Source organism: Serratia sp. KH_031 (assembly GCF_057839655.1).
On record NZ_CM174496.1, the window covers coordinates 3,214,146 to 3,239,752 of the forward strand.

At 48.3% G+C, this 25,607-nt stretch carries 24 protein-coding genes; 11 read left to right on the forward strand and 13 right to left on the reverse strand.

Translation table 11 applies throughout. From position 1 onward, the window contains the following. Positions 1-84: 84 nt before the first annotated feature. From mglB to folE, 4 genes are all read right to left on the reverse strand, one after another. On the reverse strand, positions 85-1,077 hold the full coding sequence (mglB, locus tag AC3ISQ_RS14530) for a galactose/glucose ABC transporter substrate-binding protein MglB (protein ID WP_489347591.1): 993 nt from the start codon (positions 1,075-1,077) through the stop codon (positions 85-87). A 215-nt stretch (positions 1,078-1,292) separates the two neighbouring features. After that, the gene (gene galS / locus AC3ISQ_RS14535; RefSeq protein ID WP_489347593.1) at positions 1,293-2,330 is read right to left on the reverse strand and encodes an HTH-type transcriptional regulator GalS; all 1,038 of its coding nucleotides are present in this window, start codon (positions 2,328-2,330) and stop codon (positions 1,293-1,295) included. 130 nt (positions 2,331-2,460) lie between these two features. Further along, the gene (gene yeiB, locus AC3ISQ_RS14540; RefSeq protein WP_489347595.1) at positions 2,461-3,642 is read right to left on the reverse strand and encodes a DUF418 domain-containing protein YeiB; all 1,182 of its coding nucleotides are present in this window, start codon (positions 3,640-3,642) and stop codon (positions 2,461-2,463) included. 64 nt (positions 3,643-3,706) lie between these two features. After that, positions 3,707-4,372 (reverse strand): GTP cyclohydrolase I FolE, encoded by a 666-nt coding sequence (folE, locus tag AC3ISQ_RS14545; RefSeq protein WP_489347597.1) that lies wholly within the window; start codon positions 4,370-4,372, stop codon positions 3,707-3,709. Between the two features lie 547 nt (positions 4,373-4,919). Between folE and AC3ISQ_RS14550 the strand changes: the two genes are divergently transcribed. Then, positions 4,920-5,072, forward strand: a complete 153-nt coding sequence (locus tag AC3ISQ_RS14550) for a Hok/Gef family protein (RefSeq protein ID WP_489347599.1) — start codon at positions 4,920-4,922, stop codon at positions 5,070-5,072. 78 nt (positions 5,073-5,150) lie between these two features. Here AC3ISQ_RS14550 and AC3ISQ_RS14555 read toward each other — a convergent pair whose 3' ends face one another. Continuing rightward, positions 5,151-6,308 carry a YbfB/YjiJ family MFS transporter gene (locus tag AC3ISQ_RS14555; RefSeq protein WP_489347600.1) on the reverse strand — a complete coding sequence of 386 codons (1,158 nt, stop codon included), beginning with the start codon at positions 6,306-6,308 and terminating at the stop codon, positions 5,151-5,153. A gap of 105 nt (positions 6,309-6,413) precedes the next feature. Between AC3ISQ_RS14555 and ptrR the strand changes: the two genes are divergently transcribed. Genes ptrR through fghA form a run of 3 tightly spaced genes read left to right on the forward strand, consistent with a single transcriptional unit; the run spans position 6,414 to position 9,305 of the window. Beyond that, a complete protein-coding gene (gene ptrR / locus AC3ISQ_RS14560) occupies positions 6,414-7,304 on the forward strand; it encodes a putrescine utilization regulator PtrR (RefSeq protein ID WP_489347602.1) in 891 nt (296 codons plus the stop codon). A 27-nt stretch (positions 7,305-7,331) separates the two neighbouring features. Then, entirely contained in the window at positions 7,332-8,456 is a 1,125-nt protein-coding gene (locus tag AC3ISQ_RS14565; RefSeq protein WP_489347604.1) for an S-(hydroxymethyl)glutathione dehydrogenase/class III alcohol dehydrogenase, read from the forward strand. Positions 8,457-8,474: 18 nt separating this feature from the next. Next, positions 8,475-9,305 (forward strand): S-formylglutathione hydrolase, encoded by an 831-nt coding sequence (gene fghA, locus AC3ISQ_RS14570; protein ID WP_489347606.1) that lies wholly within the window; start codon positions 8,475-8,477, stop codon positions 9,303-9,305. 40 nt (positions 9,306-9,345) lie between these two features. Here the strand turns inward: fghA and AC3ISQ_RS14575 are convergent, their stop codons facing one another. The 7 genes from AC3ISQ_RS14575 to AC3ISQ_RS14605 form a co-directional block, all read right to left on the reverse strand. Beyond that, positions 9,346-9,645 (reverse strand): CcdB family protein, encoded by a 300-nt coding sequence (locus AC3ISQ_RS14575; RefSeq protein ID WP_489353300.1) that lies wholly within the window; start codon positions 9,643-9,645, stop codon positions 9,346-9,348. A 2-nt stretch (positions 9,646-9,647) separates the two neighbouring features. Then, on the reverse strand, positions 9,648-10,556 hold the full coding sequence (gene gsiD / locus AC3ISQ_RS14580) for a glutathione ABC transporter permease GsiD (RefSeq protein ID WP_489347608.1): 909 nt from the start codon (positions 10,554-10,556) through the stop codon (positions 9,648-9,650). Between the two features lie 9 nt (positions 10,557-10,565). Continuing rightward, positions 10,566-11,486 (reverse strand): glutathione ABC transporter permease GsiC, encoded by a 921-nt coding sequence (gene gsiC / locus AC3ISQ_RS14585; RefSeq protein WP_489347609.1) that lies wholly within the window; start codon positions 11,484-11,486, stop codon positions 10,566-10,568. Between the two features lie 50 nt (positions 11,487-11,536). Further along, complete coding sequence (gene gsiB / locus AC3ISQ_RS14590; RefSeq protein ID WP_489347611.1) at positions 11,537-13,072, reverse strand: glutathione ABC transporter substrate-binding protein GsiB; 1,536 nt, start codon at positions 13,070-13,072, stop codon at positions 11,537-11,539. Between the two features lie 151 nt (positions 13,073-13,223). After that, entirely contained in the window at positions 13,224-15,074 is a 1,851-nt protein-coding gene (locus tag AC3ISQ_RS14595) for a dipeptide ABC transporter ATP-binding protein (protein WP_489347613.1), read from the reverse strand. Beyond that, positions 15,071-16,033, reverse strand: coding sequence for an isoaspartyl peptidase/L-asparaginase family protein (locus tag AC3ISQ_RS14600; RefSeq protein WP_489347615.1), 963 nt, complete (start codon positions 16,031-16,033; stop codon positions 15,071-15,073). The genes AC3ISQ_RS14595 and AC3ISQ_RS14600 overlap by 4 nt, the downstream gene beginning before the upstream one ends. Positions 16,034-16,341: 308 nt before the next feature. Continuing rightward, a complete protein-coding gene (locus AC3ISQ_RS14605; RefSeq protein WP_489347617.1) occupies positions 16,342-16,878 on the reverse strand; it encodes a DUF924 family protein in 537 nt (178 codons plus the stop codon). An 86-nt stretch (positions 16,879-16,964) separates the two neighbouring features. On the opposite strand from AC3ISQ_RS14605, the gene moeA reads away from it, so the two are divergent. Both moeA and moeB read left to right on the forward strand, forming a co-directional pair. Continuing rightward, a complete protein-coding gene (gene moeA, locus AC3ISQ_RS14610; protein WP_489347619.1) occupies positions 16,965-18,203 on the forward strand; it encodes a molybdopterin molybdotransferase MoeA in 1,239 nt (412 codons plus the stop codon). A 3-nt stretch (positions 18,204-18,206) separates the two neighbouring features. After that, positions 18,207-18,962: a molybdopterin-synthase adenylyltransferase MoeB gene (gene moeB, locus AC3ISQ_RS14615; protein ID WP_489347621.1), complete on the forward strand. Its 756-nt coding sequence runs from the start codon at positions 18,207-18,209 to the stop codon at positions 18,960-18,962. Positions 18,963-19,014: 52 nt separating this feature from the next. Here moeB and AC3ISQ_RS14620 read toward each other — a convergent pair whose 3' ends face one another. After that, on the reverse strand, positions 19,015-20,610 hold the full coding sequence (locus AC3ISQ_RS14620; RefSeq protein ID WP_489347623.1) for an ABC-F family ATPase: 1,596 nt from the start codon (positions 20,608-20,610) through the stop codon (positions 19,015-19,017). A 139-nt stretch (positions 20,611-20,749) separates the two neighbouring features. Here AC3ISQ_RS14620 and AC3ISQ_RS14625 point away from each other — a divergent pair, with 139 nt between their 5' ends. The 5 genes from AC3ISQ_RS14625 (at position 20,750) to AC3ISQ_RS14645 (ending at position 25,527) form a co-directional block, all read left to right on the forward strand. Further along, on the forward strand, positions 20,750-20,938 hold the full coding sequence (locus AC3ISQ_RS14625) for a hypothetical protein (RefSeq protein ID WP_489347625.1): 189 nt from the start codon (positions 20,750-20,752) through the stop codon (positions 20,936-20,938). 310 nt (positions 20,939-21,248) lie between these two features. Then, positions 21,249-21,548: a helix-turn-helix domain-containing protein gene (locus AC3ISQ_RS14630; RefSeq protein ID WP_489347627.1), complete on the forward strand. Its 300-nt coding sequence runs from the start codon at positions 21,249-21,251 to the stop codon at positions 21,546-21,548. A 295-nt stretch (positions 21,549-21,843) separates the two neighbouring features. Continuing rightward, positions 21,844-23,067, forward strand: coding sequence for an ABC-three component system protein (locus AC3ISQ_RS14635; RefSeq protein WP_489347629.1), 1,224 nt, complete (start codon positions 21,844-21,846; stop codon positions 23,065-23,067). Then, positions 23,060-23,569 (forward strand): ABC-three component system middle component 4, encoded by a 510-nt coding sequence (locus AC3ISQ_RS14640; protein WP_489347631.1) that lies wholly within the window; start codon positions 23,060-23,062, stop codon positions 23,567-23,569. The genes AC3ISQ_RS14635 and AC3ISQ_RS14640 overlap by 8 nt, the downstream gene beginning before the upstream one ends. Beyond that, positions 23,566-25,527 (forward strand): exonuclease SbcC, encoded by a 1,962-nt coding sequence (locus tag AC3ISQ_RS14645; protein WP_489347633.1) that lies wholly within the window; start codon positions 23,566-23,568, stop codon positions 25,525-25,527. The genes AC3ISQ_RS14640 and AC3ISQ_RS14645 overlap by 4 nt, the downstream gene beginning before the upstream one ends. The last annotated feature ends 80 nt before the right edge of the window (positions 25,528-25,607 follow it).

Here is a 25,607-nt window from a genome sequence, read left to right on the forward strand (position 1 = left end):
TACACCTGGCTATTTTAAAGATGCTGAAATCCCCCATGCTGGCAACCTGGTGTTGGCATAACAGCATGGGGAATGGGGGTTGTGTTATTTCACAAACTGAGACAGGTTGTCTTTATCAACGCCAACGTAAGGAATACGCACCACTTTATTTTCAATCTTATAAGTCGTGCCTTCAGCCGCTGGTTTACCTGCTGCTAAGTTTTTCGCTAATTCGAAGGTGGCTTTAGCCTGATTGTCGGCATCGTTCAGCACCGTACCGGCCATCGCACCCGATTTCACCATCGCCAAGGCTTCTGGCAACGCATCGACACCAAACACGGGAATGCTGCTCTTGTTGTGCGCTTTCAGTGCTTCAACCGCGCCCATCGCCATCGCATCGTTGTTGGCGATCACCACTTCGATCTTGTTGGCGTTAGGACCAGACATCCAAGCATCCATCTTGTCTTTCGCTTGAGCGGTGTCCCACATCGCGGTGTCCATTTGCAGTTGCTGAGTCTCAATGCCCTTCTCATTCAACGTTTTCACCACATAGGTGGTGCGCGCTTCAGCATCTGGGTGACCCGGTTCGCCTTTCAGCAGCACATATTGAATTTTTCCGTCTTTGTTCAGATCCCAAGCTGGGTTCGCTTTCCAATGTTTAGCAATCAACTCACCTTGGATCACGCCAGATTCTTTAGAATCGGTACCGACGTAATAGGCTTTGTCATAGCTGTCCAACGCTTTACGTGATGGCTCTTTGTTATAAAACACGATTGGAATATCGTTTGCACGCGCCTTATCAATAACCACTGGCGCTGCCGCAGGATCTACCAAGTTAATTGCCAACGCTTTCACGCCCTTGGCAATCAACACGTCTATCTGATCATTCTGCTTGGATTGGTCGTTTTGCGAGTCATTCATCAGTAGCTTAACGTCTGGGGAGGCTTTGGCGTCTTTCTCAATCGCTTTACGCACGACCGACATAAAGTTGTCATCGTATTTGTAAATGGTGACACCAATACGGGTCTCGGCATGGGCGGCAGCGCCAAACATCATGCTAGCGGCCAGCGCAGCCAGGGTGAAAGCCTTCTTATTCATTGTCTGTCTCCGGTTTGGTAGGGTCATTCTCAGTGTTAGGCCAAATACCAATCCATGGTGAATATTTTTATTCCAGAAAATGCTGTGTTAGCTCAGTGTCACTTCCTCGGCGGCAAGTGCCGATATGTCAGAAAACGCCTAGAGCATAGACGGCGCAATGTTAATAATCTGTGAATTTTCTCACAGATTGAAAACGGTTACACAAGGATAAATGTTCAGAGAGTGACCGCTGCCTCATTTTGCCATGGTGCAACAGAATGACGGCGCACCAAGGTTGGCATGAACAGATGGGAAGCTTGCGGCTCTAGTTGACCTGCTGCCCCCTTTAACGCCAACTCAGTGGCTAAGGTAGCCATAGAAACAATGGGATAGCGTACAGTGGTTAACTTGGGGCTGGTATAACGGGCGATGGGAATGTCATCGAACCCCACTAGCGAGAATTGCTGTGGAACCGTGATACCGTTTTCTTTCAGCACCGCCATCGCTCCAGCGGCCATTGCATCGTTATAAGCGAATACGGCGCTCAAATGCAGGTTACGCCCAAGCAACTCAACCATCGCCGTTTCCCCGCCTTGTAGATCCGGCGAACCATAGGCGCGCCAGCTATCGGGGGCTTGGATACCGCTGGTTTGCAACGCTTGCTGATAGCCCTGTTGTCGCCAAGGTCCATCTTCGATCGGGTGATTAGAGCCCAGATAGCCAATACGCTGATGCCCTTGCGCCAACAGCAGACGCATCGCCATTTGTGCGCCAAAGACGTTGTCCAGCCCAACGCAGCGATGCTCATAACCCGTGATAATACGGTTAATCAGTACCATACCCGGCACCTGATCCATAAAAGCCATCAGCTCCGCATCACTCAATGTTTTTGCATGAACAATCAAGGCATTACAACGCTGGCGGATCAACACTTCGATGGCATGACGTTCTTTGTCTGCCTGATGGTAACTGTTGCCGATCAATAGATATTTATTATGTTGTTGCGCCACGGTATCAACCGCTTTCACTAACGCGCCGAAGAACGGATCGGAAACATCCATCACCACCACACCAAGGGTATCGCTACTCTGCGTCGCTAACGCTTGCGCATTAGCATTGGGTCGATAGCCTAACGTCGTCACCGCTTGCAACACCTGTTCACGCGTCTCTTTGCTGGTCATGGCGCTGTTATTCAGCACCCGAGAGACCGTTGCAACTGAAACACCGGCAAGTCGTGCGACATCACGAATGGTGGTTGGATGAACAGAGGCCATGGAGGTTCCTGAAATCGGGAAGGGATAATGGTGGCGCTATCCTATCCCGATAATGACCCCAGCCTGCGTGAATTACGTCACAGGAAAGAAAACGTTTACATACATTTTTTTAACCTATCTGCGTCAGATCTCAATTTACCGTTTTACGTTCCGACTCTCCAGCAGCCAGATGGGTCAGTTTACGCCATATCCACTCAATCGGCCCTTGGGAGAAATAGCGTAACCATAATTTAGAAAACAATAGGTTAGCCAACCAAACTAACGGAACAAAAGCCAATAGTTGCAACCGGTCAAATTGCTGATAAAGACCAAAACGATAAAATAGCGTTGTGCAAATCAGTGTTTGCAGTAGGTAGTTACTGAGCGCCATGCGCCCGACCTGCGTTAACCCATGGGTGATACGCCAGTGCGATAATATCGGCCAAAAACCGTAGCACAGCGCCAAATACCCCATCGCTTGCAGCGGTGCGCCTAATTCACGCGGCACCTGTAGCAAGAAACCACTCCAGCGATAATCCCATTGAACCTGCCATTGCATCACGACCGCCGGGATTTGGATCAACAATGAAAGCGGTATCAGCCATGCCGCCTGCCGTAAGTAATAAGAGGCTGGATAAGCGCCACGTAACCAGCCACTGCGCATCAAACCGGCACCAAACAGCATCAATCCGGCCAGTTCCCAACCGTACTGTGCGCCAATCGCCAACAAACTGGAAGAGAGTAAATCCAAGCGAGCGCGCCAAGCCTCTGCCCCACCCTCCAGCTTCCAGAATTGTTCATATTGCAGTTCAGCCGCTCCCGGTTGCCAGAAACTGCCCGGCTCTCCATGCGAAATCAACCCCAACAGCAGCAATACCGCCACACCAATCAGATAGATAACCACGCCGGTTTTTAACAAACTGAAGGCATCCCGCGCATCACGGATCATGCGCCAACACACCAATCCAATCAGCCCATAGGCCAGCAAAATATCGCCGTCCCATAAAAACACCGTGTGTGCCAAGCCAAACAGCAACAACCAAGATAAGCGGGCACGGATCCACACTTTCCCCCGGTTCAGCAACAGTTGCAGGCCTGCGCCAAATAACAAAGCAAACATAGCCAAGAACTTGGCCTGCGCGAAAATATCCAGCAGCGCCCAAGTCCAGGCATCACGAGAAGAAGGTAAACCAAGGTAGGCAGGGTTAAGATACGCTGCTTTCGGCAAGGCAAAGCCGCTGATATTCATCAGTAGAATGCCAAGAATAGCGATACCACGAACGCAATCGAGCGTTGCAATACGTGGCAGCGGTGCAGTATTCACGTTGTTCATTATTTTACCGCTATTTTGCTCATGAAAAAGGCGCCCGCAGGCGCCTGATTATCATCCACCATCATCACCCTTGGTGATGACGCACCGCGCGCAGGAATTCCTGACGGGTATTTTGGCTGGACTTAAACAACCCGCCCAGTGAAGTGGTGGTCGTGGCGCTGGTGGCATCACGAATACCGCGAGCCTTTACACAATAATGGACGGCATCGATAGATACTGCCACGTTATTCGTACCCAGCAGAGTTTGTAACGCCACCAAAATTTGCTGGGTTAAACGCTCCTGCACCTGCGGACGCTGGGCAAAGAATTGCACAATGCGATTGATCTTCGACAGGCCAATAACCGAGTCTTTTGGCAGATAAGCCACCGTCGCTTTACCATCAATGGTTACAAAGTGATGCTCGCAGGTACTGGTCAGCGTGATATCACGCACCGTCACCATCTCATCGACTTTCATCTTATTTTCAATGACGGTGATCTTCGGGAAGTTGGCATAATCCAAGCCAGAGAAGATCTCATCGACATACATTTTTGCGATACGATGCGGGGTTTCAGCCAAGCTATCGTCCGTAAGATCGAGATCAAGCAAGTGCATGATCTCAGTCATGTGCTCTTTGATCTTACGCTTACGCGTTTCACGATCTTGCATTTGCCCACGCAATGGGGTTTCCAAGCCACGCGCTTCTAACGCTGCGTGCACCAGAGCCGCTTCTTTACTTAATGATGTCATGTGTTTATTTCTCCAGCCGAACCGAACACCCTGGTAAATTATTACTTAAGGGTTTCTGAGCATCCTGACAGCAGGGGTTCTGCTATTTGTGTGTGAACTGGGTCAAGATTTCGCACCACTGTAGATGAGAGTGAGACGTTTATCCAGTGATTGTGTTTCATCCACCAATGAAATATCCGCATCTTTCTCTATCAAGTTATCCCCTCATATTTATAGGGAGTAATACGTACCCACATTGTACTCCGATTAATTACCTGCGCGATTAACTTCGGGCTATTACGAAAATAGCTATTCCCTATTTGCAACACGGTAATAAAAAATGCGAGGCGTTTCCATAATTGCAAAAACGGTGAGTTTCACCCGCAAAACAATCGACTAGAGTGCGCGTGGGTGCTCTGGATCTTTTTGTCCTGAGCATGGAGATGTGAGGGATAGAATGAGAAAGGCCCCGGAGTGATTAACATCAACCCGAGGCCGCCTCACTACAACCAAACGGTAGTAGGGTAGCCTCTTCACTGTCGCAAGACAAGAGAAAAGGAGGTCAAAAATGCCGCAAAAATGGGTCTTACTGAGTCTATTGGTGATCTGCATAACGCTGTTAATGTTTATGTTAATTACCAAAGGCTCACTGTGCGAATTACGTTTCAAACGTGGTAGCACAGAATTTGCGGTCGTTCTGGCTTACGAATCTGGAAGATAAGGCAATCCAACCCAACGGCAAGGGATCGTCGTTGGGTTGTTTGGTGGAGATTTTAGAGCACCCTTCCTAAAAACTGACTCAGCTTGTCGTCAAATTACGTGCCGTCGCGCGAGCCGGAGTGTTGATCACCAGTAACCCGGCAATCACCAATCCGACCACCGCTACATAGAGTGCGGGTTCCAGTCGGTGAGTCAACGCGGTCGATAACGCGGAGAGCATGGGGCCAACTAACTGACCGATGGCGTAACCGGTGGTCAGTAGCCCCGCCATATAACGTGCATGATTCGGTGCCAGTTCACGCCCATGCTGAATAGAAAGCTGCACCACACTCAGGAAGCCACCGCCGGTGAACAACGCCCCGAGCACCAGCCCGGTGATCCCCGGTACCACTTCGGCGCACAGAACACCCAGCGCTTGTACCCACAGGGTGAGAGCCAATCGGGTCTGAGTGGTCAGCTTATTGCGCGTTAAAATACCGATAACAATGCCCAATACCGCCGCGCCACCAAATACCGGCCAGACAAACTGGGCAAACAGGCTAGCGGGAAAACGCGCTGCGGCCATTTGTGACAAAAACGTCGCTGGCAGAATATAGCCAAACCCCGCCAGACTGTAACTCCACACCAAACGCTTTAATGCTGGCGTTAACACCAGCGGCTCTGCCACCACATTTGGGCGATGGAGTTCCCCTTTCCGCGGCAAATTAGCACTAATAGCAGCGATAAGAATCAATGCCAGTACGCCATACACCAACCACGCTTGTGAAGCACTCAGCGCCAGGCTGTTAATCGCCACCGCCAACATGCCGCTAATGAAGATCCCGGCTCCCGGTCCAGCAAATACCGCCGCACTCAGCGCCGGACGACCATAATGCGCCAAGCGTTCGTTAGTCCAAGCCGCCACCAGCACCATCGACCAGCCACTCGCCCAGCCAATGGCAAAACGCACCGCGCCGTGCCACCATTCTCCCTGCACTAATGACGAGAGCAGCGTTAACGCCACCGCACCCCAAACGCCCAACCATAAACGGCGTTCTACGTGACGGCTGGCACGCATCGCATCATAGGCACCACACAAGTACCCCAAATAATTCAGCGCCGCCACCAAACCAGCCCCCGTCAGGGTGAACTGATGTTCAGCAATCATCAGCGGTACTTGTGGGGTGAACGCGAAGCGCCCAATTCCCATCGCCACAATCAAAGCTAAAAAACCACTCAGTGCAATTCTCAACGCCATTTCAGCTGTCCATACAATAAAAGGAAGTTGCCAGTATCATGCCGCGCCGTTAAACTCACGAAAACTGAATAATAGTTATTAAGTTAATCACGAAAAGAGAATCAAATGGATCTCACCCAGCTTCGTATGTTTTGCTGCGTGGCGGAAACTGGCTCTATCGTTCGCGCCGCCGAGCAACTCCACCGCGTACCGTCGAATCTGACGACCCGCCTGCGCCAGTTGGAACAGGAACTGGGAGCCGATCTGTTTATCCGCGAAAAGCAACGTCTGCGTCTCTCGCCGATGGGACATAACTTTCTCTGTTATGCCAACCGCATTCTGGCGCTCAGCGAAGAAGCCATGAGCATCACCCATGCCGGAGAACCCGCAGGTAACTTCGCCCTCGGTTCGATGGAAAGCACTGCCGCTACACGCCTTCCCAATCTGCTGGCGGCCTATCACCAGCGTTACCCGAAAGTCTCACTGTCGCTGACCACTGGCACATCCGGCGAAATCATCGAACGAGTCCGTGCCGGAACCTTGGCTGCCGCGTTAGTCGATGGACCGTTACAGCATGACGAATTGAACGGTTGCATCGCCTTTCACGAACATATGGTGGTGATTTCTTGCCTAGACCATCCACCGATTCACAGCGCACAAGACGCCAAAAACGAAACCCTGTTTGCCTTTCGTACCAGTTGTTCATATCGGTTACGATTGGAATCTTGGTTTCAGCGCGACGGCGTGTTGCCGGGGACGATTATGGAAATTCAGTCATACCACGCCATGTTGGCCTGCGTTGCCAGCGGTGCCGGCTTAGCCATGATCCCGCATTCGGTACTCAGCCATCTGCCCGGCCATGAGCGGGTGAAAGTACACGCCCTACCGCCAGACATCGCCGCGACCGCAACTTGGTTATTCTGGCGACGTGATGCCTTCAGCCCGAATGTACGCGCACTAAAAGAACTGATTATTGAGCAGACAGAAACAACCGTCACCTCCACCGAACCTGCATAAAAGTTTAGAACATAAGAGGAAACAACGATGAAAATGATTAAAACTCGCGCTGCCGTTGCCTGGGGGCCTAATCAGCCGCTGAAAATCGAAGAAGTGGATCTGATGCCGCCGCAAAAAGGTGAAGTGTTAGTCCGCATCGTCGCCAGCGGCGTGTGCCATACCGACGCCTATACTTTGTCCGGCGCAGATCCTGAAGGTGTCTTCCCGGCGATCCTCGGCCATGAAGGTGGTGGTGTCGTCGAAGCCATCGGTGAAGGCGTCACCAGCGTCGCGGTCGGCGATCACGTGATCCCGCTGTACACCCCAGAATGTGGCGAGTGCAAATTCTGTAAATCCGGCAAAACCAACCTGTGTCAGGCCATCCGCGCCACGCAGGGCAAAGGCTTAATGCCCGATGGCACGACTCGTTTCTTTAAAGATGGCCAGCCGATCTTCCACTATATGGGCACCTCGACCTTCTCTGAGTACACCGTTGTGCCGGAAATCTCACTGGCAAAAATCAGCAAAGAAGCACCACTGGAAGAAGTCTGCTTATTGGGCTGCGGCGTCACCACCGGTATGGGCGCAGTGATGAACACCGCCAAAGTCAAAGCTGGCGATACGGTGGCGATTTTTGGTCTGGGCGGCATCGGGTTGTCGGCGATTATCGGTGCGCAAATGGCCGGCGCTAGCCGGATCATCGGCATCGACATCAATACCAGCAAATTCAGCCTAGCGCGTAAACTAGGTGCCACCGATCTGATCAACCCGAAAGACCATGACAAACCGATCCAAGAAGTGATTGTCGAACTGACCGACGGCGGCGTCGATTTCTCCTTCGAATGTATCGGCAACGTCAACGTGATGCGTTCCGCACTGGAATGCTGCCACAAAGGTTGGGGTGAGTCGGTCATTATCGGCGTCGCCGGTGCTGGCGAAGAAATCTCCACCCGTCCGTTCCAACTGGTGACCGGTCGCGTGTGGCGCGGTTCCGCCTTCGGTGGCGTGAAAGGTCGTTCACAACTGCCAGGCATCGTGCAGGATTATCTGGATGGCAAATTCGCCCTGAACGATTTCATCACCCACACGATGGGGCTGGATCAGATCAACGAAGCCTTTGATTTGATGCATGAAGGGAAATCGATCCGTTCGGTGATTCATTTCGATAAATAACTCAGGAGGATGGAAAAAATGGAGCTTCTTGAAGAATATAGAATGTTTGGTGGTTGGCAGCAGCGTTACCGTCACTCTGCTAGTAGCCTAAATTGTGAGATGACTTTCAGCATTTATCTACCGCCACCGCGTGACGACAATCCACCACCGGTGCTGTATTGGTTGGCTGGCTTAACTTGCAACGATGAAAATTTCACGTTGAAAGCGGGTGCACAACGCATCGCTGCCGAACTGGGTTTGATTCTGGTGATGCCGGATACCAGCCCGCGCGGTGATGATGTGCCCAACGATGAAGGTTACGATCTCGGTCAAGGTGCGGGTTTCTACCTGAACGCAACACAAGCGCCGTGGAATCAGCATTTCCGCATGTATGACTACATCAACGATGAGCTACCCGCGTTGATTAAGCTGCATTTCAGCGTCAGCGATCGTCAATCTATTTTTGGTCATTCGATGGGCGGTCATGGGGCATTAATGCTGGCATTGCGTAACCCGCAACGCTATCGCTCGGTATCCGCTTTTGCGCCGATCGTGAATCCATGCCAAGTCCCTTGGGGACGCAAAGCCTTCGCCGCCTATTTGGGTAACGATGAAAGTCAGTGGCTGCAATACGACAGTTGCCATCTGCTGGCCAATGGCACTCGCAAATTACCGATATTGGTGGATCAAGGTGATGATGACCAGTTTTTGGCGGATCAACTGCAACCGGCGAAACTGGCTGAACTGGCGCGTCAGCACGACTGGCCGCTAACGCTGCGCATCCAGCCGGGTTACGACCACAGCTACTTCTTTATCGCCAGCTTTGTCGAAGAACATTTGCGTTTCCATGCGGAGCATTTGTTTAAATAATAGTAATGGGGGCAATTTATCCCAACTGCCCCCATTTTATTCAAAAACCATCTATCAAGAAGTCCATAGCAGCTTTAATTTGGTTTCTTTGTTCCTTTGCACTACCCGCCACAGCCCCCATTTGTGAAATTCGCACACTGGCCATTTCATGAGTCATCGCCAAAAAACGCTCACCATTTATTTTAATTTCAGGGCATAAGCGAGCAGGTATCTTGGCTCTCACATTTTCTAACGGAAACAGTGGGATAACAATGCGTGTCGACAAAGCATCAATCAAATCACTTTGAACATCCAGTAAATACGGATGGGAAGATGAAGCACTATAATGTAAACCGGGTATTTTTACCCCTTCAACTTCGGGTCCAGCGCATCGCGCAGGCCGTCACCCAGCAGGTTAAACGCCAGTACGGTAAAGAAAATCGCCAAGCTCGGGAAGATCGCCACATGAGGCGCGATCACCATATCAGCGCGTGCTTCATTCAGCATCGCGCCCCATTCCGGCGTAGGGGGTTGAGCGCCCAAGCCGAGGAATGACAGGCTGGCGGCGGTGATAATTGAAGTACCAATCCTCATGGTGAAATACACCACGATCGAAGAAATGGTGCCCGGCAAAATATGGCGTAGGATAATCGTCCAATCTGACGCGCCAATACTGCGTGCCGATTCGATATAGGTCAGATGCTTCAACACCAACGTATTCCCACGCACCAAGCGCGCAAAAGCCGGAATACTGAAAATCGCCACCGCGACGATCACGTTAGTCATGCCGCTGCCCATAATCGCCACAACGCCAATCGCCAACAGAATACCAGGGAAGGCAAACAGCACATCGCTAATGCGCATCACGATACGATCCCACCAGCCTTCGTAATAGCCGGCCAGCAGTCCCAACAAGGTGCCAATCAATCCCCCCACCAACACCGAGAACACCCCAGCCGCCAGTGAGATTCGAGTCCCCATCAAGATACGGCTGAAAATATCACGACCGAGCGAATCAACACCCAACCAATGCATTGCCGATGGCCCTTCATTGAGCCGTTCGTAATCGAAGTAGTTTTCGGCATCAAAGGGCACCAGATAAGGGGCAAATAGCGCCAACAACACCAGCAGCAAGACGAACGCACCAGCAATCAGCGCCACCGGTTGTTTACGAAAACGCCGCCAGAATTCATGCCACGGTGTGCGTACCGCATGAGGATTGAGCGTGGGCATGGCTTTAAGTGCGGCGTTGCGTCGCCAATATTTGATCATGCCACGTCCCTATTTATAGCGAATGGATGGGTTGATCGCCGCATACAGCATATCCACCAGCAGGTTAATCAAAATAAACTCCAGCGAGAACAACAGTACTTCAGCTTGAATCACCGGGTAATCGCGCATTTCTACCGAGTCCACCAGCAAACGCCCCAATCCCGGCCAGTTAAACACTTTTTCCACCACGATCGAGCCGCCGAGCAAAAAGCCAAACTGCAACCCCATCATGGTGACGACTGGGATCATCGCGTTGCGTAGGCCATGTTTCACCACCACCATCGTTTCCCGCACGCCCTTAGCGCGCGCGGTACGCATGTAATCTTCTTGCATCACTTCAACAAACGAGGCGCGGGTAAAACGCGCCATCACCGCCGCCACAGCGGCACCCAAGGTGATGGAAGGCAAAATATAGTGCTGCCAACTATCGGCTCCCACCGTCGGCAACCAGCCGAGCTCAACCGAAAATACCTGCATCAGCAACATGCCTAAGGCAAAGGCCGGGAAGGAAATACCGGAAACCGCCAGCGTCATGCCCAAACGATCCGGCCAGTGATTACGCCAAACCGCAGACACCATGCCAATCGCCAGACCAAACGTCACCGCCCACACCATACTGGTGATGGTCAGCCAAAAGGTCGGCCAAAAACGCGCGGCAATCTCTTCGCTGACTGGACGTTTGGACACCATCGAAGTACCGAAATCGCCCTGCAAAGCGTTAACAAAAAAATGCACAAATTGCTCCGGTAGCGGTTTATCCAGCCCCAGATCCTGACGCACCAGTTGTACCACGGTTTCATCGGCATCTTGCCCCGCCACCAGCCGTGCCGGATCGCCCGGCAGCAGGTGAACAAACAGGAATACCAACACCGCGACAATCAGCAGCGTCGGGATCAGCCCCAGCAATCGTTTAAGAAAATAATTCAGCATCCAATTTCCTCACCTCACCTTTTCATCACGAAAAGGTGAGGATCAGCCAGTTATTTCATGTCGGCATTATCGAAATTAAACGAGGTATCGGGCATCACGTAGAAGCCAGAAAGTTGTTTATTGCTACCTGACAGCAGCCGTTCAGTCGCCAAGAAGATCCACGGCGCATCGGCCCAGATCCGATCTTGTGCATCTTTGTACAGTTTCTCTTTCTCAGCACGATCGGTGCTCACCAACGCCGCCGTCAGATCCTGATCAACCGCTGAGTTGCTATAGAACGCAGTATTGAACACTTTTGGTGGCGCAGATTGAGTCGCGAACAGCGGCGACAATGCCCAATCCGCCTCGCCAGTAGACGCCGACCAGCCAGTGTAATACATGCGCACGCCAGTTTCTTTCACTCCAGCGCTTTCCACCTGCGCCGCACGTTGCCCAGCATCCATCGCTGTCACTGTGACTTTTACGCCCACCTGCGCCAGTTGTTGTTGAGTAAATTGCAGCACTTTCTGCGCGGTACTGTGGTTATGGGATGACCACAACGTAGTGGTGAAACCGTTCGGGTAACCCGCTTCTTTGAGTAATTCTCGCGCTTTAGCCGGATCGTATGGCCAAGGCTCATGCTTAGTCGCAAAATCGATGCCTAAAGGCACCGCTCCTTGCGCTGGAACCGCATAACCCGCAAAGGCGACCTTGATCAGCGCGTCTTTGTTAATCGCGTAATTCAGCGCTTGCCGTACTTTCAGGTTATCAAACGGTTTTTGGGTCACATTCATACTGATGTAACGCTGTATGATCGACGGTGCCGCCACCAGCGCCAACTTGTCGTTTTTCTCTAAAACCTTGGCTTGCTCGTAAGGAATAGGGAACGCGAAAGTCGCCTCGCCGGTTTGCAGCATCGCCGCCCGGGTGTTGTTCTCTACCACCGGGCGCCAAGTGATGCTATCGAGTTTCGGTAGCCCTTGTTTCCAGTAACCCGGGAATTTCTTCACTTTGACAAAATCGGTCTGGTTCCAGGTTTCAAACTGATAAGGCCCGGTGCCCACTGGATGGAAACCAATTTCCTTGCCATATTGCTTCAATGCCGCTGGCGAAATCATCACCGCAGCCGGGTGCGCTAGATTGTTGATAAACGCCGAGAACGGTGTTTTCAGCACGATTTTCACCGTCGCCGGATCGACCACTTCGGTTTTATCGATCATCTTAAACAGGGTATAGCGCTTAAGATGGTTATCGGGATTGCTGGCACGATCGAGGTTAACCTTCACCGCTTCGGCATTGAAATCCGTACCATCATGGAATTTGATGCCTGGATGCAACTTGATGGTATAGGTCAGGCCGTCCGGCGTGACCTGATAACTGTCGGCCAGCACATTGACCAACTTCATGTCTTTATCGAAACCGAATAGCCCTTGATAAAACGACTTTGCTACCGCTTGCGACAGGCTGTCGTTGGCATTGTAAGGATCGAGTGTGGTGAAATTAGAAGCCACGGCAATCACCGCATCTTTCGCCGCCCAAGCCGAACCGTTACCTACCGCCGCCAGCAGCACGGCAGTCACTAACGCATTACGTTTGAATGTGGTCATATTGCATCACTCTCCAGAGATATACCCTTCGTCTTTCAAGCCGCATCGTTGTTGGCTACGGTTGCTCACCCCAGTCACTTATTAATATAAGCTCCTAGGGATTCACAACCTTGCCGCCTAGATGCAACTTGAAATCCATCGGGTATGCGGTTCAAAAAGCACCGGCAATCGGATGGCGGGCGACAAAGTGCCCCACGCCAACTTGTACCAACGGTGCGGTAACAGGTTCATCGCCCAATGCCCGGATCGGGCTAGGGATTTCATCCACCAGCAACGGCTGACGTTTATACTCATGAGCGGGATCGGCGACGGGCACCGCCGCCATCAATTTGCGGGTATAAGCATGTTGCGGATTACCGAACACCGCCTGACGCGGGCCGATCTCAACAATCTGCCCCAAATACATCACCGCCACCCGATGGCTGATGCGTTCGACCACCGCCATATCGTGCGAGATAAACAGGAAAGCGATACCGAATTCACGTTGCAGATCGAGCAGCAGATTGATGATTTGCGCCTGAATTGACACGTCCAGTGCCGAAACCGATTCATCGGCAATCACCACTTTCGGGTTCAACGCCAAAGCGCGTGCGATGCAGATACGCTGGCGTTGTCCGCCAGAGAACTCATGCGGATAACGGCGGGCATGTTCCGGCCGCAGGCCAACCCGCTCCAGCAGCCACGCCACTCGCTCCTCCGCCGCTTTACCACGCGCTACGTTATGCACCAACAGCGGCTCCATAATTGAGAAACCGACCGTCAAACGCGGATCGAGCGAGGCATAAGGGTCTTGGAAGATAAACTGGATGTCGCGCCGCAGATGTTGCAGTGCCGCACCTTGTAACTGATTGATTTTCTGGCCGTTGAACGTGATGGTGCCGTGCTGACTGTCCACCAGTTTCAACAGTGAACGACCAGTGGTCGATTTACCGCAGCCAGATTCGCCCACCAGCCCCAGTGTTTCACCGGGATAGAGATCAAAACTGACGTTTTCTACCGCATGCACTCGCCGCGTCACGCGGTTGAAAATGCCGCTGCGCAGATCAAAGCGCGTCACCAGATTTTCGACTTGCAGGATCGGCGTAGCTTCAGGCGGAATGGTGTCTTGCGGTAAATCATCGGCTTCACTGCCCGGCAGTGGAAACTTGGCCGGGAAGCTTTTATCAATCATCGCTCCCAATCTTGGCACCGCCGCCAACAGCGTTTGGGTATAGGGTTGTTGCGGAAAAGCAAACAGTTGACGCACCGCACCTTCTTCAACCTTGTTCCCTTGATGCATCACCAGCACTCGATCGGCAATTTCCGCGACCACGCCCATATCGTGAGTGATGAAAATCACCCCCATCTGCATTTCCTGTTGCAACACGCGAATGAGTTGCAGGATTTGCGCCTGGATAGTGACGTCTAACGCAGTGGTCGGTTCATCGGCAATCAGTAATGCCGGTTTGCACGACAGCGCCATCGCAATCATCACCCGCTGACGCATACCGCCAGAAAGCTGATGGGGAAAACGATTTAACACGTTTTTAGCTTCGGGAATACGCACCAGATCCAGCATCCGCAGCGCTTCCTGCCGCGCACTGCGGTGATCCAACCCCTGATGTAAACGCAGAGATTCGGCGATCTGTTCTCCCACCGGGAATACCGGATTGAGCGAGGTCATCGGCTCTTGGAAAATCATCGCCATATCGGCACCGCGCACGGTACGCAAGGTACTTTGCTTGGCCTGCGCCAGATCGAGCACCGAACCATTGCGGCGGCGGAAAGTCATTTCACCGCTGACAATCTGCCCACCGCCCTGTTCCACCAGACGCATCAACGCCAATGAAGTCACCGACTTGCCCGAACCGGACTCCCCGACGATCGCCAAGGTTTCGCCGCGATCGACCGAAAAAGCCAATTGCTGCACCGCGGTGACGGTTTCGTTTTCCTGCACGAAGTTGATACTCAGATCGCGCACCGACAGCACGGTTTTCTCTGGCAGGATCAAATCGTTACTCATGTGCGATAAATGCCAACGGTAGGCGCATCGCCGACGTAGCCAAAGCCGCGATACATACCTTCGCTATTGAATGGCAACGCCACATTGCCGAAACGATCAATAGCGATCAGGCCACCACTGCCACCCAGCGCCGCCAGTTTTTCCATCACCACTTTGTCGCTCGCCTGCTGCAAACTGAGCCCGGCGTATTCGATCAACGCCGAAACGTCGTAGGCGGATAACGCGCGCATAAATACTTCACCAGTACCAGTGCTGGACACCGCCACGGTGGCGTTATTGGCATAACAGCCCGCGCCGATGATTGGTGTATCACCCACGCGACCAGCTTGTTTGTTGGTCATGCCACCGGTGGAGGTCGCGGCTGCTAGATTGCCCAATGAATCCAGCGCCACCGCGCCGACGGTACCGAATTTACGAGAAGGATCGATGGGATCGCCACTGGCTGCTGCACCATCATGATCGAGCAAAACCCGCCCCAGATCTTCGGCCTGCGCACGCTTGAGTTGATCAAATCGTTCTTGAGTGAAGAAGAAATCTGGCTCAATCATCTCCAGACCGTGAGTTGCGGCAAAACGCTCTGCACCTTCGGCGGCAAACAGGACATGTGGGCTATTTTCCAACACCGTGCGCGCCGCCAGTATTGGATTACGAATACGACTCACACAAGTGACTGCCCCGGCCTCACAGTGACGGCCATCCATCACGCAAGCATCTAATTCATGGGTACCTTGATGAGTAAACACCGCGCCTTTGCCGGCGTTGAACAGCGGGCATTCCTCCAACAGCCTGACCGCTTCCGTCACCGCATCTAACGCGCTTCCACCGGCGGCCAGTATCGTTTGCCCGGCGGCAACAATATCGCCCAATGCCTGAATATAATGTTGTTCCTTTTCCCTGCTCATTGCCGCACGAGTAATGGCTCCCGCACCGCCATGAATGGCAATTACTGGTTTACTCATTTGTCAGTACCCTGTGGTTTATAATTATTCTATTTTTTCGACTATATTTAGCCAAGCACAGGATGTAAAGCACAAAGTACTGAGTAAGAATTAAACCTAATACCTTATAGCCGTCATACTTGAAGCTGCATCTTTGTTGGCTGCTTTCGCTCACCCGAATCACTTACTAGCGTAAGCTCATCGGGATTCTCTCAATTGCCGCCTCGATGCAACTCCAATTATTTTGGGTATAGACTATTTAGTTAGATGGAATATTTTTATGGAATAAAAACAGCATATTAGACTGTCAATAAATAACAACATCACATTTAAAACCCCGAACCTGGTTTTAATAAAAATGCTGCCTCCTCTGGGGTAGAAACACGCCCTAATATCGCATTACGATGCGGGTAACGACCAAAACGATCGATAATCTCTTTGTGACGAACTTCATATTCCAGCTGGTTACTGTGATTTAATTCAGTGAATAATTCCAACGCCTGTTGGTGAATATAGCGCGATTCGGAATGCATAAATGGCATATAGATAAAACCGCGCTGTGCAGGGCTCAGTCGTCCACATTGGCCGGTACGGATCGCCTCTTGTGACAAGACTAATGCCATGCAATCACAGGCAAATGCTTGAGGTGTGTCACGGAACATATTGCGGCTAAACTGATCGAGCACGATGATTTCTGCTAAACGCCCTTCGATGGTGTCGCGCCAATGTGCCAACTCCCCCAAAGCTGCCTGCTGCCAGAGTTTACCAAAGCGTTGATGTAGTTGACGATCGAAGGCTTCGTCTTTCTTGAACCACAGGTTCTGATCGATTTCTTCGAACCAAAAATCCAGTATCTGTTTAGGCATTACCGTTATCCTTGTCTCTCTTCTAATAAGGTATAATAGCCACACTTTGCCGTTTATTGCGCGCCCCTGATTATGGAGTTCCCTCTATGGATCATTGCCACACTTCCGATCTGATTTCCCTTGAGCAAGCGTTAGAGAAGATGCTGACTCAGGTATCACCACTGCAACAGACCGAATCCATTGCCCTTACCGATGCCGCTGGCCGTATTACTGCCGCGCCGGTGATCTCCCCCATCGACGTGCCGCCGTTCGCCAATTCGGCGATGGACGGTTATGCGGTACGCTGTGCCGAACTCGCCAACAAGGCGCCGCTGCCAGTTGCAGGCAAAGCCTTTGCTGGCACACCTTTTCACGGTGAATGGCCAGCCAATAGCTGCATCCGCATTATGACCGGTGCGCCGATCCCAACGGGTGCCGATGCGGTGATCATGCAAGAGCAAGCCGAAGTGAGCGATGCAGGCGTGCGTTTTACCGCTGAAGTTAACAACGGGCAAAACATTCGTTTAGCCGGAGAAGATATCCAGCAAGGTGCCAACGTACTGGCCGCAGGTATCCGACTCGGTGCCGCACAATTGCCATTGTTGGCTTCACTCGGTGTTGCCGAAGTGACGGTGATGCGTAAGCTGAAGGTCGCGGTATTCTCCACCGGTGACGAATTACAACCGGTCGGTCAACCGCTGCAAGACGGTCAAATTTACGATACCAACCGCTTTGCCGTGCGTCTGATGCTTGAACAAATGGGCTGTGAAGTGCTTGATTTGGGCATTATCCGTGACGATCAGGATGCTCTACGCGCCGCCTTTGAACAGGCCGATCGCCAAGCAGATGTAGTTATCAGCAGCGGCGGCGTTTCCGTCGGTGAAGCGGATTACACCAAACAAATGCTGGATGAACTGGGCGAAGTCGGTTTTTGGAAGCTCGCCATTAAACCCGGTAAACCTTTCGCTTTCGGCAAACTGCAACACGCTTGGTTCTGTGGGCTGCCGGGCAACCCGGTTTCCGCTGCGCTGACGTTCTACCAACTGGTGCAACCGTTACTGGCAAAACTGGCGGGCCACAGCAGTTGGCAATTACCGCCGCGTCTGCGTGCTCGCGCCGTTACGCCGTTGAAAAAATCCCCCGGTCGTCTCGATTTCCAACGTGGCATTTTCAGCAGCAATGCCGCTGGCGAATTAGAAGTTCGTACCACCGGCCACCAAGGCTCACATGTCTTTAGCTCTTACAGCCAAGGCAACTGCTTCATTGTGTTGGAACGCGATCGCGGCTTCGTGGCGAGCGGTGAATGGGTAGAGATCGAACCGTTCAATGCGTTGTTAGGGGGCTAAATCATGTTGCCGGAATTAACCGACGCTGAAGCACTGCGTTATAACCGCCAAATCATCCTGCGCGGTTTTGACTTCGACGGTCAAGAAAAGCTAAAAGCGGCGCGAGTTTTGATTGTCGGGCTGGGCGGTTTGGGCTGCGCCGCGGCGCCCTATCTGGCCGCAGCAGGCGTCGGGCATTTGACGTTGGTTGATTTCGACACCGTTTCCCTCTCCAATCTGCAACGCCAGATCCTGCATCGCGATGCCCGTATCGGTATGGCGAAAGTGGAATCTGCACGTCTCGAACTGAACGCCATTAATCCACATATCACTATCGAAATCCTCGATACGCAATTGGATGAACCACAGATGGCAGAACAGCTTGCGGCTCATGACTTGGTGCTGGATTGTACCGACAACGTGGCGATACGCGACCAACTCAATCGCCTGTGTCACGCACAGCGCAAACCGTTAGTTTCCGGCGCAGCGATCCGCATGGAAGGCCAGATAAGCGTGTTCACCTATCAACCAGAACAACCCTGCTACCGCTGCCTGAGCCGTTTGTTCGGCGAGAACGCCCTCACCTGCGTGGAAGCGGGTGTGATGGCACCGTTGGTGGGCACTATCGGCACGTTACAAGCAATGGAAGCGATCAAGCTGTTAGCCAATTATGGTCAACCGCTGATCGGCAAACTCTTGATGTTTGATGCCATGACCATGCAATTTCGCGAAATGAAATTGCCGAAAGATCCCCACTGTGAAGTGTGTGGCGGGGAATAACAGACGTAAAAAAAGCGGGATCAGTTCCCGCTTTCATTAGAGCAAAACGATATTAGTTATTGATGCCTTGGCTACGCAGATAATCTTCGTAGTTGCCGGTAAAGTCGATCACCTTGTTCGGGGTGATTTCCAGAATACGTGATGCCAGCGAGCTAACGAATTCACGGTCGTGGGAAACGAAGATCAAGGTTCCTTCGTACATTTCCAACGCCATATTCAGCGACTCGATCGATTCCATATCCAAATGGTTGGTGGGTTCATCCATAATCAGGATATTTGGACGTTGCATCATCAGTTTACCGAACAGCATACGGCCTTTTTCACCACCGGACAGCACCTTCACTTTCTTCTTGATGTCGTCTTGGCTGAACAGCAAACGACCCAGCACGCTGCGCACTGCCTGCTCGTCGTCTTTCTCCTGCTTCCACTGGCTCATCCAGTCGAATACGGTCAGGGTATCGTCGAATTCGTATTCGTGATCCTGCGCGTAGTAACCAATGCGTGAGTTTTCAGACCACTTCACCGTGCCGTTATCTGGCTCAACATCACCCACCAGCGTTTTCAGCAAGGTAGATTTACCGATACCGTTAGCACCCAGAATCGCGACCTTCTCACCCACTTCGACCATCAAGTTCAGTTTGCTGAACAGTGGGCCATTGTCGAAACCTTTAGTCAGCGCTTCTACTTCCAATGCGTTACGGAACAGTTTTTTGTCCTGTTCGAAACGGATGAACGGGTTCTGGCGGCTAGATGCTTTCACTTCATCCAATTGGATCTTGTCAATCTGACGAGCACGTGAGGTCGCCTGTTTGGATTTAGAGGCGTTGGCGCTAAAGCGGCTCACGAACGATTGCAGTTCGTTGATCTGCGCTTTCTTCTTGGCGTTATCTGCCAACAGACGCTCACGCGCCTGCGTCGCCGCAGTCATGTATTCATCGTAGTTACCCGGATACACGCGCAGTTCGCCGTAATCCAGATCCGCCATGTGCGTACATACCATGTTCAGGAAGTGACGGTCGTGCGAAATGATGATCATGGTGCTGTTACGCTCGTTCAGCACCTGCTCCAGCCAACGAATGGTATCGATATCCAGGTTATTCGTTGGTTCGTCGAGCAACAGAATTTCGGGGTCAGAGAACAACGCCTGCGCCAGCAACACACGCAGTTTGAAACCGGGAGCGATCTCGCTCATCGGGCCGTAGTGCTGCTCTACCGGAATACCCACGCCGAGCAACAATTCACCCGCACGTGCTTCTGCGGTATAGCCGTCCATTTCGCCGTAAGCGACTTCCAGATCGGCCACTTTGTAGCCGTCTTCTTCGCTCATCTCCGCCATCGCGTAGATGCGGTCACGTTCTTCCTTCACCGCCCACAGCTCGGTGTGGCCCATGATGACAGTATCCAGCACGCTGAACTGTTCAAAAGCGAACTGATCCTGACGCAGTTTACCCAGACGCTCGTTCGGATCGAGGAACACGTTACCGCCGCTCGGCACCAGATCGCCACCTAAGATTTTCATGAAGGTGGATTTGCCGCAGCCGTTGGCACCGATCAAACCATAACGGTTACCGCCGCCGAATTTTACAGAGATGTTTTCAAACAGCGGCTTACTGCCAAACTGCATAGTAATGTTGTTAGTGCTTAACACAGCGCTCGCTCTTTATTTCATGGGGGAATGTGATTTGGCGCGCATTATGCCATAACGGGGAAAAGAGATCGCCTACAGTTATGTTCATTTTTCAAGCAAGCGACAAGAACTCGGCGACAGTCTGCGCAGGTAGACTGAAATGGCGGAAGAATACGCCATCAAAAATGGACTTAAACTCTCCAGAAAAAACTTCCAAGGCTTTGGTATCAGCACCTTCCGGAAAGGTGAACACGCATCTCTGGTTGATATGCTTGCCGCCATTGAAGAATGGCCAGATTACTGCCGGATCATGTTTTTAGTTAAACGATTGTCAAACGAAACTCTTTAGTGGCCAGTACGTAGGAGCAAGAGGGACGACTGCTTGAGTGCATGACTCCAGAGCCAGCCATTGGCGATAATGCAGGCATATCTTACTCATCATATCGACATGCTTTTCAGGGCGAAAACAAGTTATTAAGATCTACACGATCGATTTCATCGATCGTTGGAGAGTAGTGCATAGGACTCACCTCAAAGGAATGGCACGGTGCGTTCCGGTTTTACCAATGCACTCCACATTAAAACTAAGCAATACTTAGTAAAAACAACACTAATAACTAAGAAAATCTTAGCCAGTACTTTTTTTGGTTGAGGTTGGTATGCTGACAAAACGGTTAAAAGAAGCTCGTCTTAAAGCAGGTATCTCGCAGGAGAAACTTGGGATACTTGCTGGCATTGATGAGGCATCTGCCAGTGCCAGGATGAATCAGTATGAGAAAGGAAAACACACTCCTGACTTTGAAATGGCATGTAGTCTGGCGAAAGTGCTTGAAATTCCAGAGAGTTACTTTTATACAAAAGACGATTTGATGGCTCAAATGATACTTATTTTCCATCATCTAGACCGAAAACATAAAGTTGAAATAATTAACATTGCTAGCAATAAAGTGTGCACATAAAAATGAGCTTCTGATGAGCTTGGCTATCTAGCTTAGAAATACACAGGAACATAGGTCACCACAAGATGCACGCTAGACATATACCTACATGAGCAGAGTAATATGTGATTATTCAGTAAGTTGATGCTAAAAGTCATAGATGTGACTTTTCTCGCCTACGTGTAAATATTAGTATCTTATTTGATTGAAATAGTTACCATTAGTTTATATTATCTTAATAAAAACCAGCTAGATTGATATCTGTAAAATGATTAGCTGACTAATATTTAATAACAGAACAAATGGATGCTAACATATGCTTCGTTGGACTAAAAAAGGAACTTCCGATACTTTATTATTGTTCGTTCATGGGCTGATGGGAGGTGAAGGAACGTGGAACTCTCCGTCAGGTATATCCTTTCCACAGCTGATAGCTGAAGATCCTGAACTAGTAGATAAGTTTGATATAGTTTGCTTTGATTATTATTCCACATGGAATAGAAAGCTTAGTGGTGCATCAAATTTGATGCAACGCATATTTAGATTAAAAAATAAAACAGAAAAAAATCTACCTATTGATGAGATATCTGAACTTCTACAAACAAACTTTGTTGTTGAATTTGGCAATTACAAAAAAGTAATAATCTTAGCCCATAGTATGGGAGGATTAATTAGCAAGTCATGTATTATAAAGCAAATTACTAAGAATTTATCCACAAATATTGTTGGTTTCATTTCAATAGCAGTGCCTCATTCAGGTTCAGCCATAGCAAATTATGCATCCTTTATAAGTAGTCACGCACAATTAAAGGATTTATCGGTATTAAGTAGTGAAATAGATAAACTAAATCGCGAATGGATGGGTTTACCGTTTAGACCTCTTGATAGGTATCTTTATGGCTCTTATGATGATGTCGTCACGAAACAAAGCGCAATAGCTATACATAGTAATGATAGAGATAATTATTTAGCGTTAGACGAAGGACACCTCAGCATATGCAAACCAACAGATAGAGACACTCTATCATATAAGTCAATTCTAAAGTATGTAATGGAAATAAATAACAAAACCAAAGAGAAAGAAACATTAGACATACAGAACCTGACTGACAAAGAAATGTATAAAGACGAGTATTTCGTATTGAAATTGGTAATAGCTGATGTTCATGATCGAATTACCGGTCAAGCAAAAGAATATTTTTACAATGCTGAAAGAGCAAGGAAATTGTTTACCAGCGATGAAGACAAAAAAGATTTAAAATATTTGTACGATAGAGTTAATGAAATATATCAAATAGAGTATCAATACTTTCTTTGTCAAAAAGGTGCAATGAGCTCTGAGCAATTACTTTACAGCGTACATTCTAAAATCATGGAAAAGAATGACATTCATTTAAAAAGCAGATTACATAACTTATCGACAACACACAAGTCAGGTATGCTACATCAACTAGCAAATTGTCTCGATGATAAAGTTATATGGACTGATTCTTTTGATCAAGACTCGTTAAAAAGTCTCAAGGAAGAAAAAAATGAATAAATTACCATATATAAGCGTGGACGATACATTGGAGATTAACATGTTAATCTTAATGGTTATTTTGTCAACTCTTGGAAAAAATAGAAACTCGACACCAATATTAAACTTTGAAAAAATTCAATGCTTATTTTATCTAATTAAAAACCCATCTAAAATAAACAAGGTATTGCGTTCTAATGACAAGGAAGAGATTTTTATAGATTCTAAAATAACTTACACCGTAGAAAGTCAATCAGTTAATGTTGACATACTTTATTCTAGAGATAAATTAAAAGTAGTAATTAAAAGTTTAGCTTATTTTGGTTTCTTAGATGTTGTGAGTGATTCTTCTAATGAAATAAAATACCTCATCACACCGAAAGGAGATGATTTTTTGAAGTCAATTGATTCAAGCTATATTCATACAATTACAACATTATCAAAAAAAATAAAACCATTAGCATCTCAGTCAACCCAAAAATCTATTAAATCTATTAATTCATTATTGGCAGGTAAAGAATGAATACTAATTTAAGAATATTGCGTCTCATTATCGTTGGAATTAGGAAAAATTATGTTACAACATTTCATAATGGTTTAAACATCATATACGGTGATTCAGATACTGGTAAATCAACTATTTTAGAGTTAATTAATTACACTTTAGGTTCAAAAAATATTGATTTAGCTGATGAGATCAATAGCTCAGCACTATATGTATCAGCCGAGTATATTATAAACGGAAGCACTTATACTTTTAAAAGAGATATTTTTAATAAAAACAACCCAATAGAAGTATACCCATGCAAATTTGAAGGTTGTTCTAATTTTTACCCTGATAAATTCAACCCAACATCTGCAATTAATAATAACGGCTTGGATTACATATCAGATTTCATTTTAGAACTACTATCATATCCAAAGCTAAAAATAAAAACCTCACCATCCAAAGCAAACTCTGACTTTCAAAAAATTAGCTTTAGGAATATATTCAAATTCTGCTATCTAGACCAAGACAGTGTGGGGAGTAAAAACCTATTAGAAAACTCAAACTGGATTAAATCAACAATAATAAAAGAAACATTTAAATATATAACAAACACTCTAGATTCATCAATATCTGAACTCTCTGTTGAAATATCAAATATTATAAAAAACAAAGATAACTTATTAAAAGAACATGCCATTATATCAAAATTTCTTCATGACTCTAATGTAAAGAATATAAATGAGATCGATAATGAGATAAGTTTCATTGACGAAAGCATAGATGAGTTATCTGTTGAAATAGAAAAAATAAACGTCAGCATGACGGCTAATTCAGAAAATTATCAAGAGTTGAAGTCAATTTTTAAAGAGGAGACTTTAATTACCAAAAGAATCGATCTTGAAATTAATGAACTGGCAACTAAAATTGAAAACTATTCAAGATTACTTAATGACTATGATAATGATATAGATAAAATATCTAGTGTCATAATGTCTCAAAGTCGTATGGGTCAGGAAAATATCGAGTCATCACCGTGTCCCATTTGTGATAACTTAATCACTATAGACATTTCAAAATCAAATTTTTCACTAATTCCATCAGAGCACCTTTCAAAAGAAATACATTCATTACAATCAAGAAAAAAAGATATTCAATCGCTAATTAAACAGTCACAGTCTGAACATAAAATAAAGATCAATGATTTTATGGAGCAAGAAGCCACGTTAGATAAAATAAGATCTATGATTGATGAAGAAAATGATAACATGGTAACTCCATTTTTAACGCAAAGGGATGCCTTGCTAAAGGAGTTAAATTTAAGTGAAGAGAAAAGGAAAAGCCTAGTATCTTCTTTAAAATTAAGAAATCAACTAAGTAAAGTCATTGAGAAAATTGCTCAATACGAGGCTAGCTTAGTAACTCTTGAAGCAAACCTTGTTGAGTTGAAGAAAAACACACCAGATATCAATACGATCTTTACAGAAATGTCCAATTACCTTCAGTTGTACCTGAAAGGCATCAATATTAAAAATAGAAAAGACATCTCTATAAGCAATAAAACATTTTTGCCTATAGTTAGATCTCGAGACTATAGTTCAATTACATCTGGCGGATTACGCACTATAATATCAATAGGTTATTATTTAAGTATAATTAGCTTAGGTTTGAATAAGAAATTGAATTACCCTAATTTCATCATGATAGATACCGTTGGTAAATACCTAGGTAAAATCGATTCAAATAACTCAGAAAACTTTATTGATGATGAGTTAGATGATGGGATCACTGATCCTGAAAAATATAAAAATATTTATTTAGAGATGATCAAAATTTGCGAGTCTGCAATAGAAGATGATGTATCCTGCCAAATTATCATCGTCGATAATGACATTCCTTCAGAAATAAAAGAACTAGAAAATGTCTTCGTTGTTGAGCACTTTAGTACTACGGGGGCAGAAAATAGTAAAATAGGGTTAATTGATGATATTTAAAAAACGAATTAGGCTAAAATCGTGGCGATGGATATGTAAACTTTGGCCGAACCATGCACGAGTTGAATATCCAGACTACT

What these genes read in the sequence shown, in the direction of transcription:
- mglB (WP_489347591.1), bottom strand. Translation starts at nt 1,077, where the DNA reads ATGAATAAGAAGGCTTTCACCCTGGCTGCGCTGGCCGCTAGCATGATG.
- galS (WP_489347593.1), bottom strand. Translation starts at nt 2,330, where the DNA reads ATGGCCTCTGTTCATCCAACCACCATTCGTGATGTCGCACGACTTGCC.
- yeiB (WP_489347595.1), bottom strand. Translation starts at nt 3,642, where the DNA reads ATGAACAACGTGAATACTGCACCGCTGCCACGTATTGCAACGCTCGAT.
- folE (WP_489347597.1), bottom strand. Translation starts at nt 4,372, where the DNA reads ATGACATCATTAAGTAAAGAAGCGGCTCTGGTGCACGCAGCGTTAGAA.
- AC3ISQ_RS14550 (WP_489347599.1), top strand. Translation starts at nt 4,920, where the DNA reads ATGCCGCAAAAATGGGTCTTACTGAGTCTATTGGTGATCTGCATAACG.
- AC3ISQ_RS14555 (WP_489347600.1), bottom strand. Translation starts at nt 6,308, where the DNA reads ATGGCGTTGAGAATTGCACTGAGTGGTTTTTTAGCTTTGATTGTGGCG.
- ptrR (WP_489347602.1), top strand. Translation starts at nt 6,414, where the DNA reads ATGGATCTCACCCAGCTTCGTATGTTTTGCTGCGTGGCGGAAACTGGC.
- AC3ISQ_RS14565 (WP_489347604.1), top strand. Translation starts at nt 7,332, where the DNA reads ATGAAAATGATTAAAACTCGCGCTGCCGTTGCCTGGGGGCCTAATCAG.
- fghA (WP_489347606.1), top strand. Translation starts at nt 8,475, where the DNA reads ATGGAGCTTCTTGAAGAATATAGAATGTTTGGTGGTTGGCAGCAGCGT.
- gsiD (WP_489347608.1), bottom strand. Translation starts at nt 10,556, where the DNA reads ATGATCAAATATTGGCGACGCAACGCCGCACTTAAAGCCATGCCCACG.
- gsiC (WP_489347609.1), bottom strand. Translation starts at nt 11,486, where the DNA reads ATGCTGAATTATTTTCTTAAACGATTGCTGGGGCTGATCCCGACGCTG.
- gsiB (WP_489347611.1), bottom strand. Translation starts at nt 13,072, where the DNA reads ATGACCACATTCAAACGTAATGCGTTAGTGACTGCCGTGCTGCTGGCG.
- AC3ISQ_RS14595 (WP_489347613.1), bottom strand. Translation starts at nt 15,074, where the DNA reads ATGAGTAACGATTTGATCCTGCCAGAGAAAACCGTGCTGTCGGTGCGC.
- AC3ISQ_RS14600 (WP_489347615.1), bottom strand. Translation starts at nt 16,033, where the DNA reads ATGAGTAAACCAGTAATTGCCATTCATGGCGGTGCGGGAGCCATTACT.
- AC3ISQ_RS14605 (WP_489347617.1), bottom strand. Translation starts at nt 16,878, where the DNA reads ATGCCTAAACAGATACTGGATTTTTGGTTCGAAGAAATCGATCAGAAC.
- moeA (WP_489347619.1), top strand. Translation starts at nt 16,965, where the DNA reads ATGGATCATTGCCACACTTCCGATCTGATTTCCCTTGAGCAAGCGTTA.
- moeB (WP_489347621.1), top strand. Translation starts at nt 18,207, where the DNA reads ATGTTGCCGGAATTAACCGACGCTGAAGCACTGCGTTATAACCGCCAA.
- AC3ISQ_RS14625 (WP_489347625.1), top strand. Translation starts at nt 20,750, where the DNA reads ATGGCGGAAGAATACGCCATCAAAAATGGACTTAAACTCTCCAGAAAA.
- AC3ISQ_RS14630 (WP_489347627.1), top strand. Translation starts at nt 21,249, where the DNA reads ATGCTGACAAAACGGTTAAAAGAAGCTCGTCTTAAAGCAGGTATCTCG.
- AC3ISQ_RS14635 (WP_489347629.1), top strand. Translation starts at nt 21,844, where the DNA reads ATGCTTCGTTGGACTAAAAAAGGAACTTCCGATACTTTATTATTGTTC.
- AC3ISQ_RS14640 (WP_489347631.1), top strand. Translation starts at nt 23,060, where the DNA reads ATGAATAAATTACCATATATAAGCGTGGACGATACATTGGAGATTAAC.
- AC3ISQ_RS14645 (WP_489347633.1), top strand. Translation starts at nt 23,566, where the DNA reads ATGAATACTAATTTAAGAATATTGCGTCTCATTATCGTTGGAATTAGG.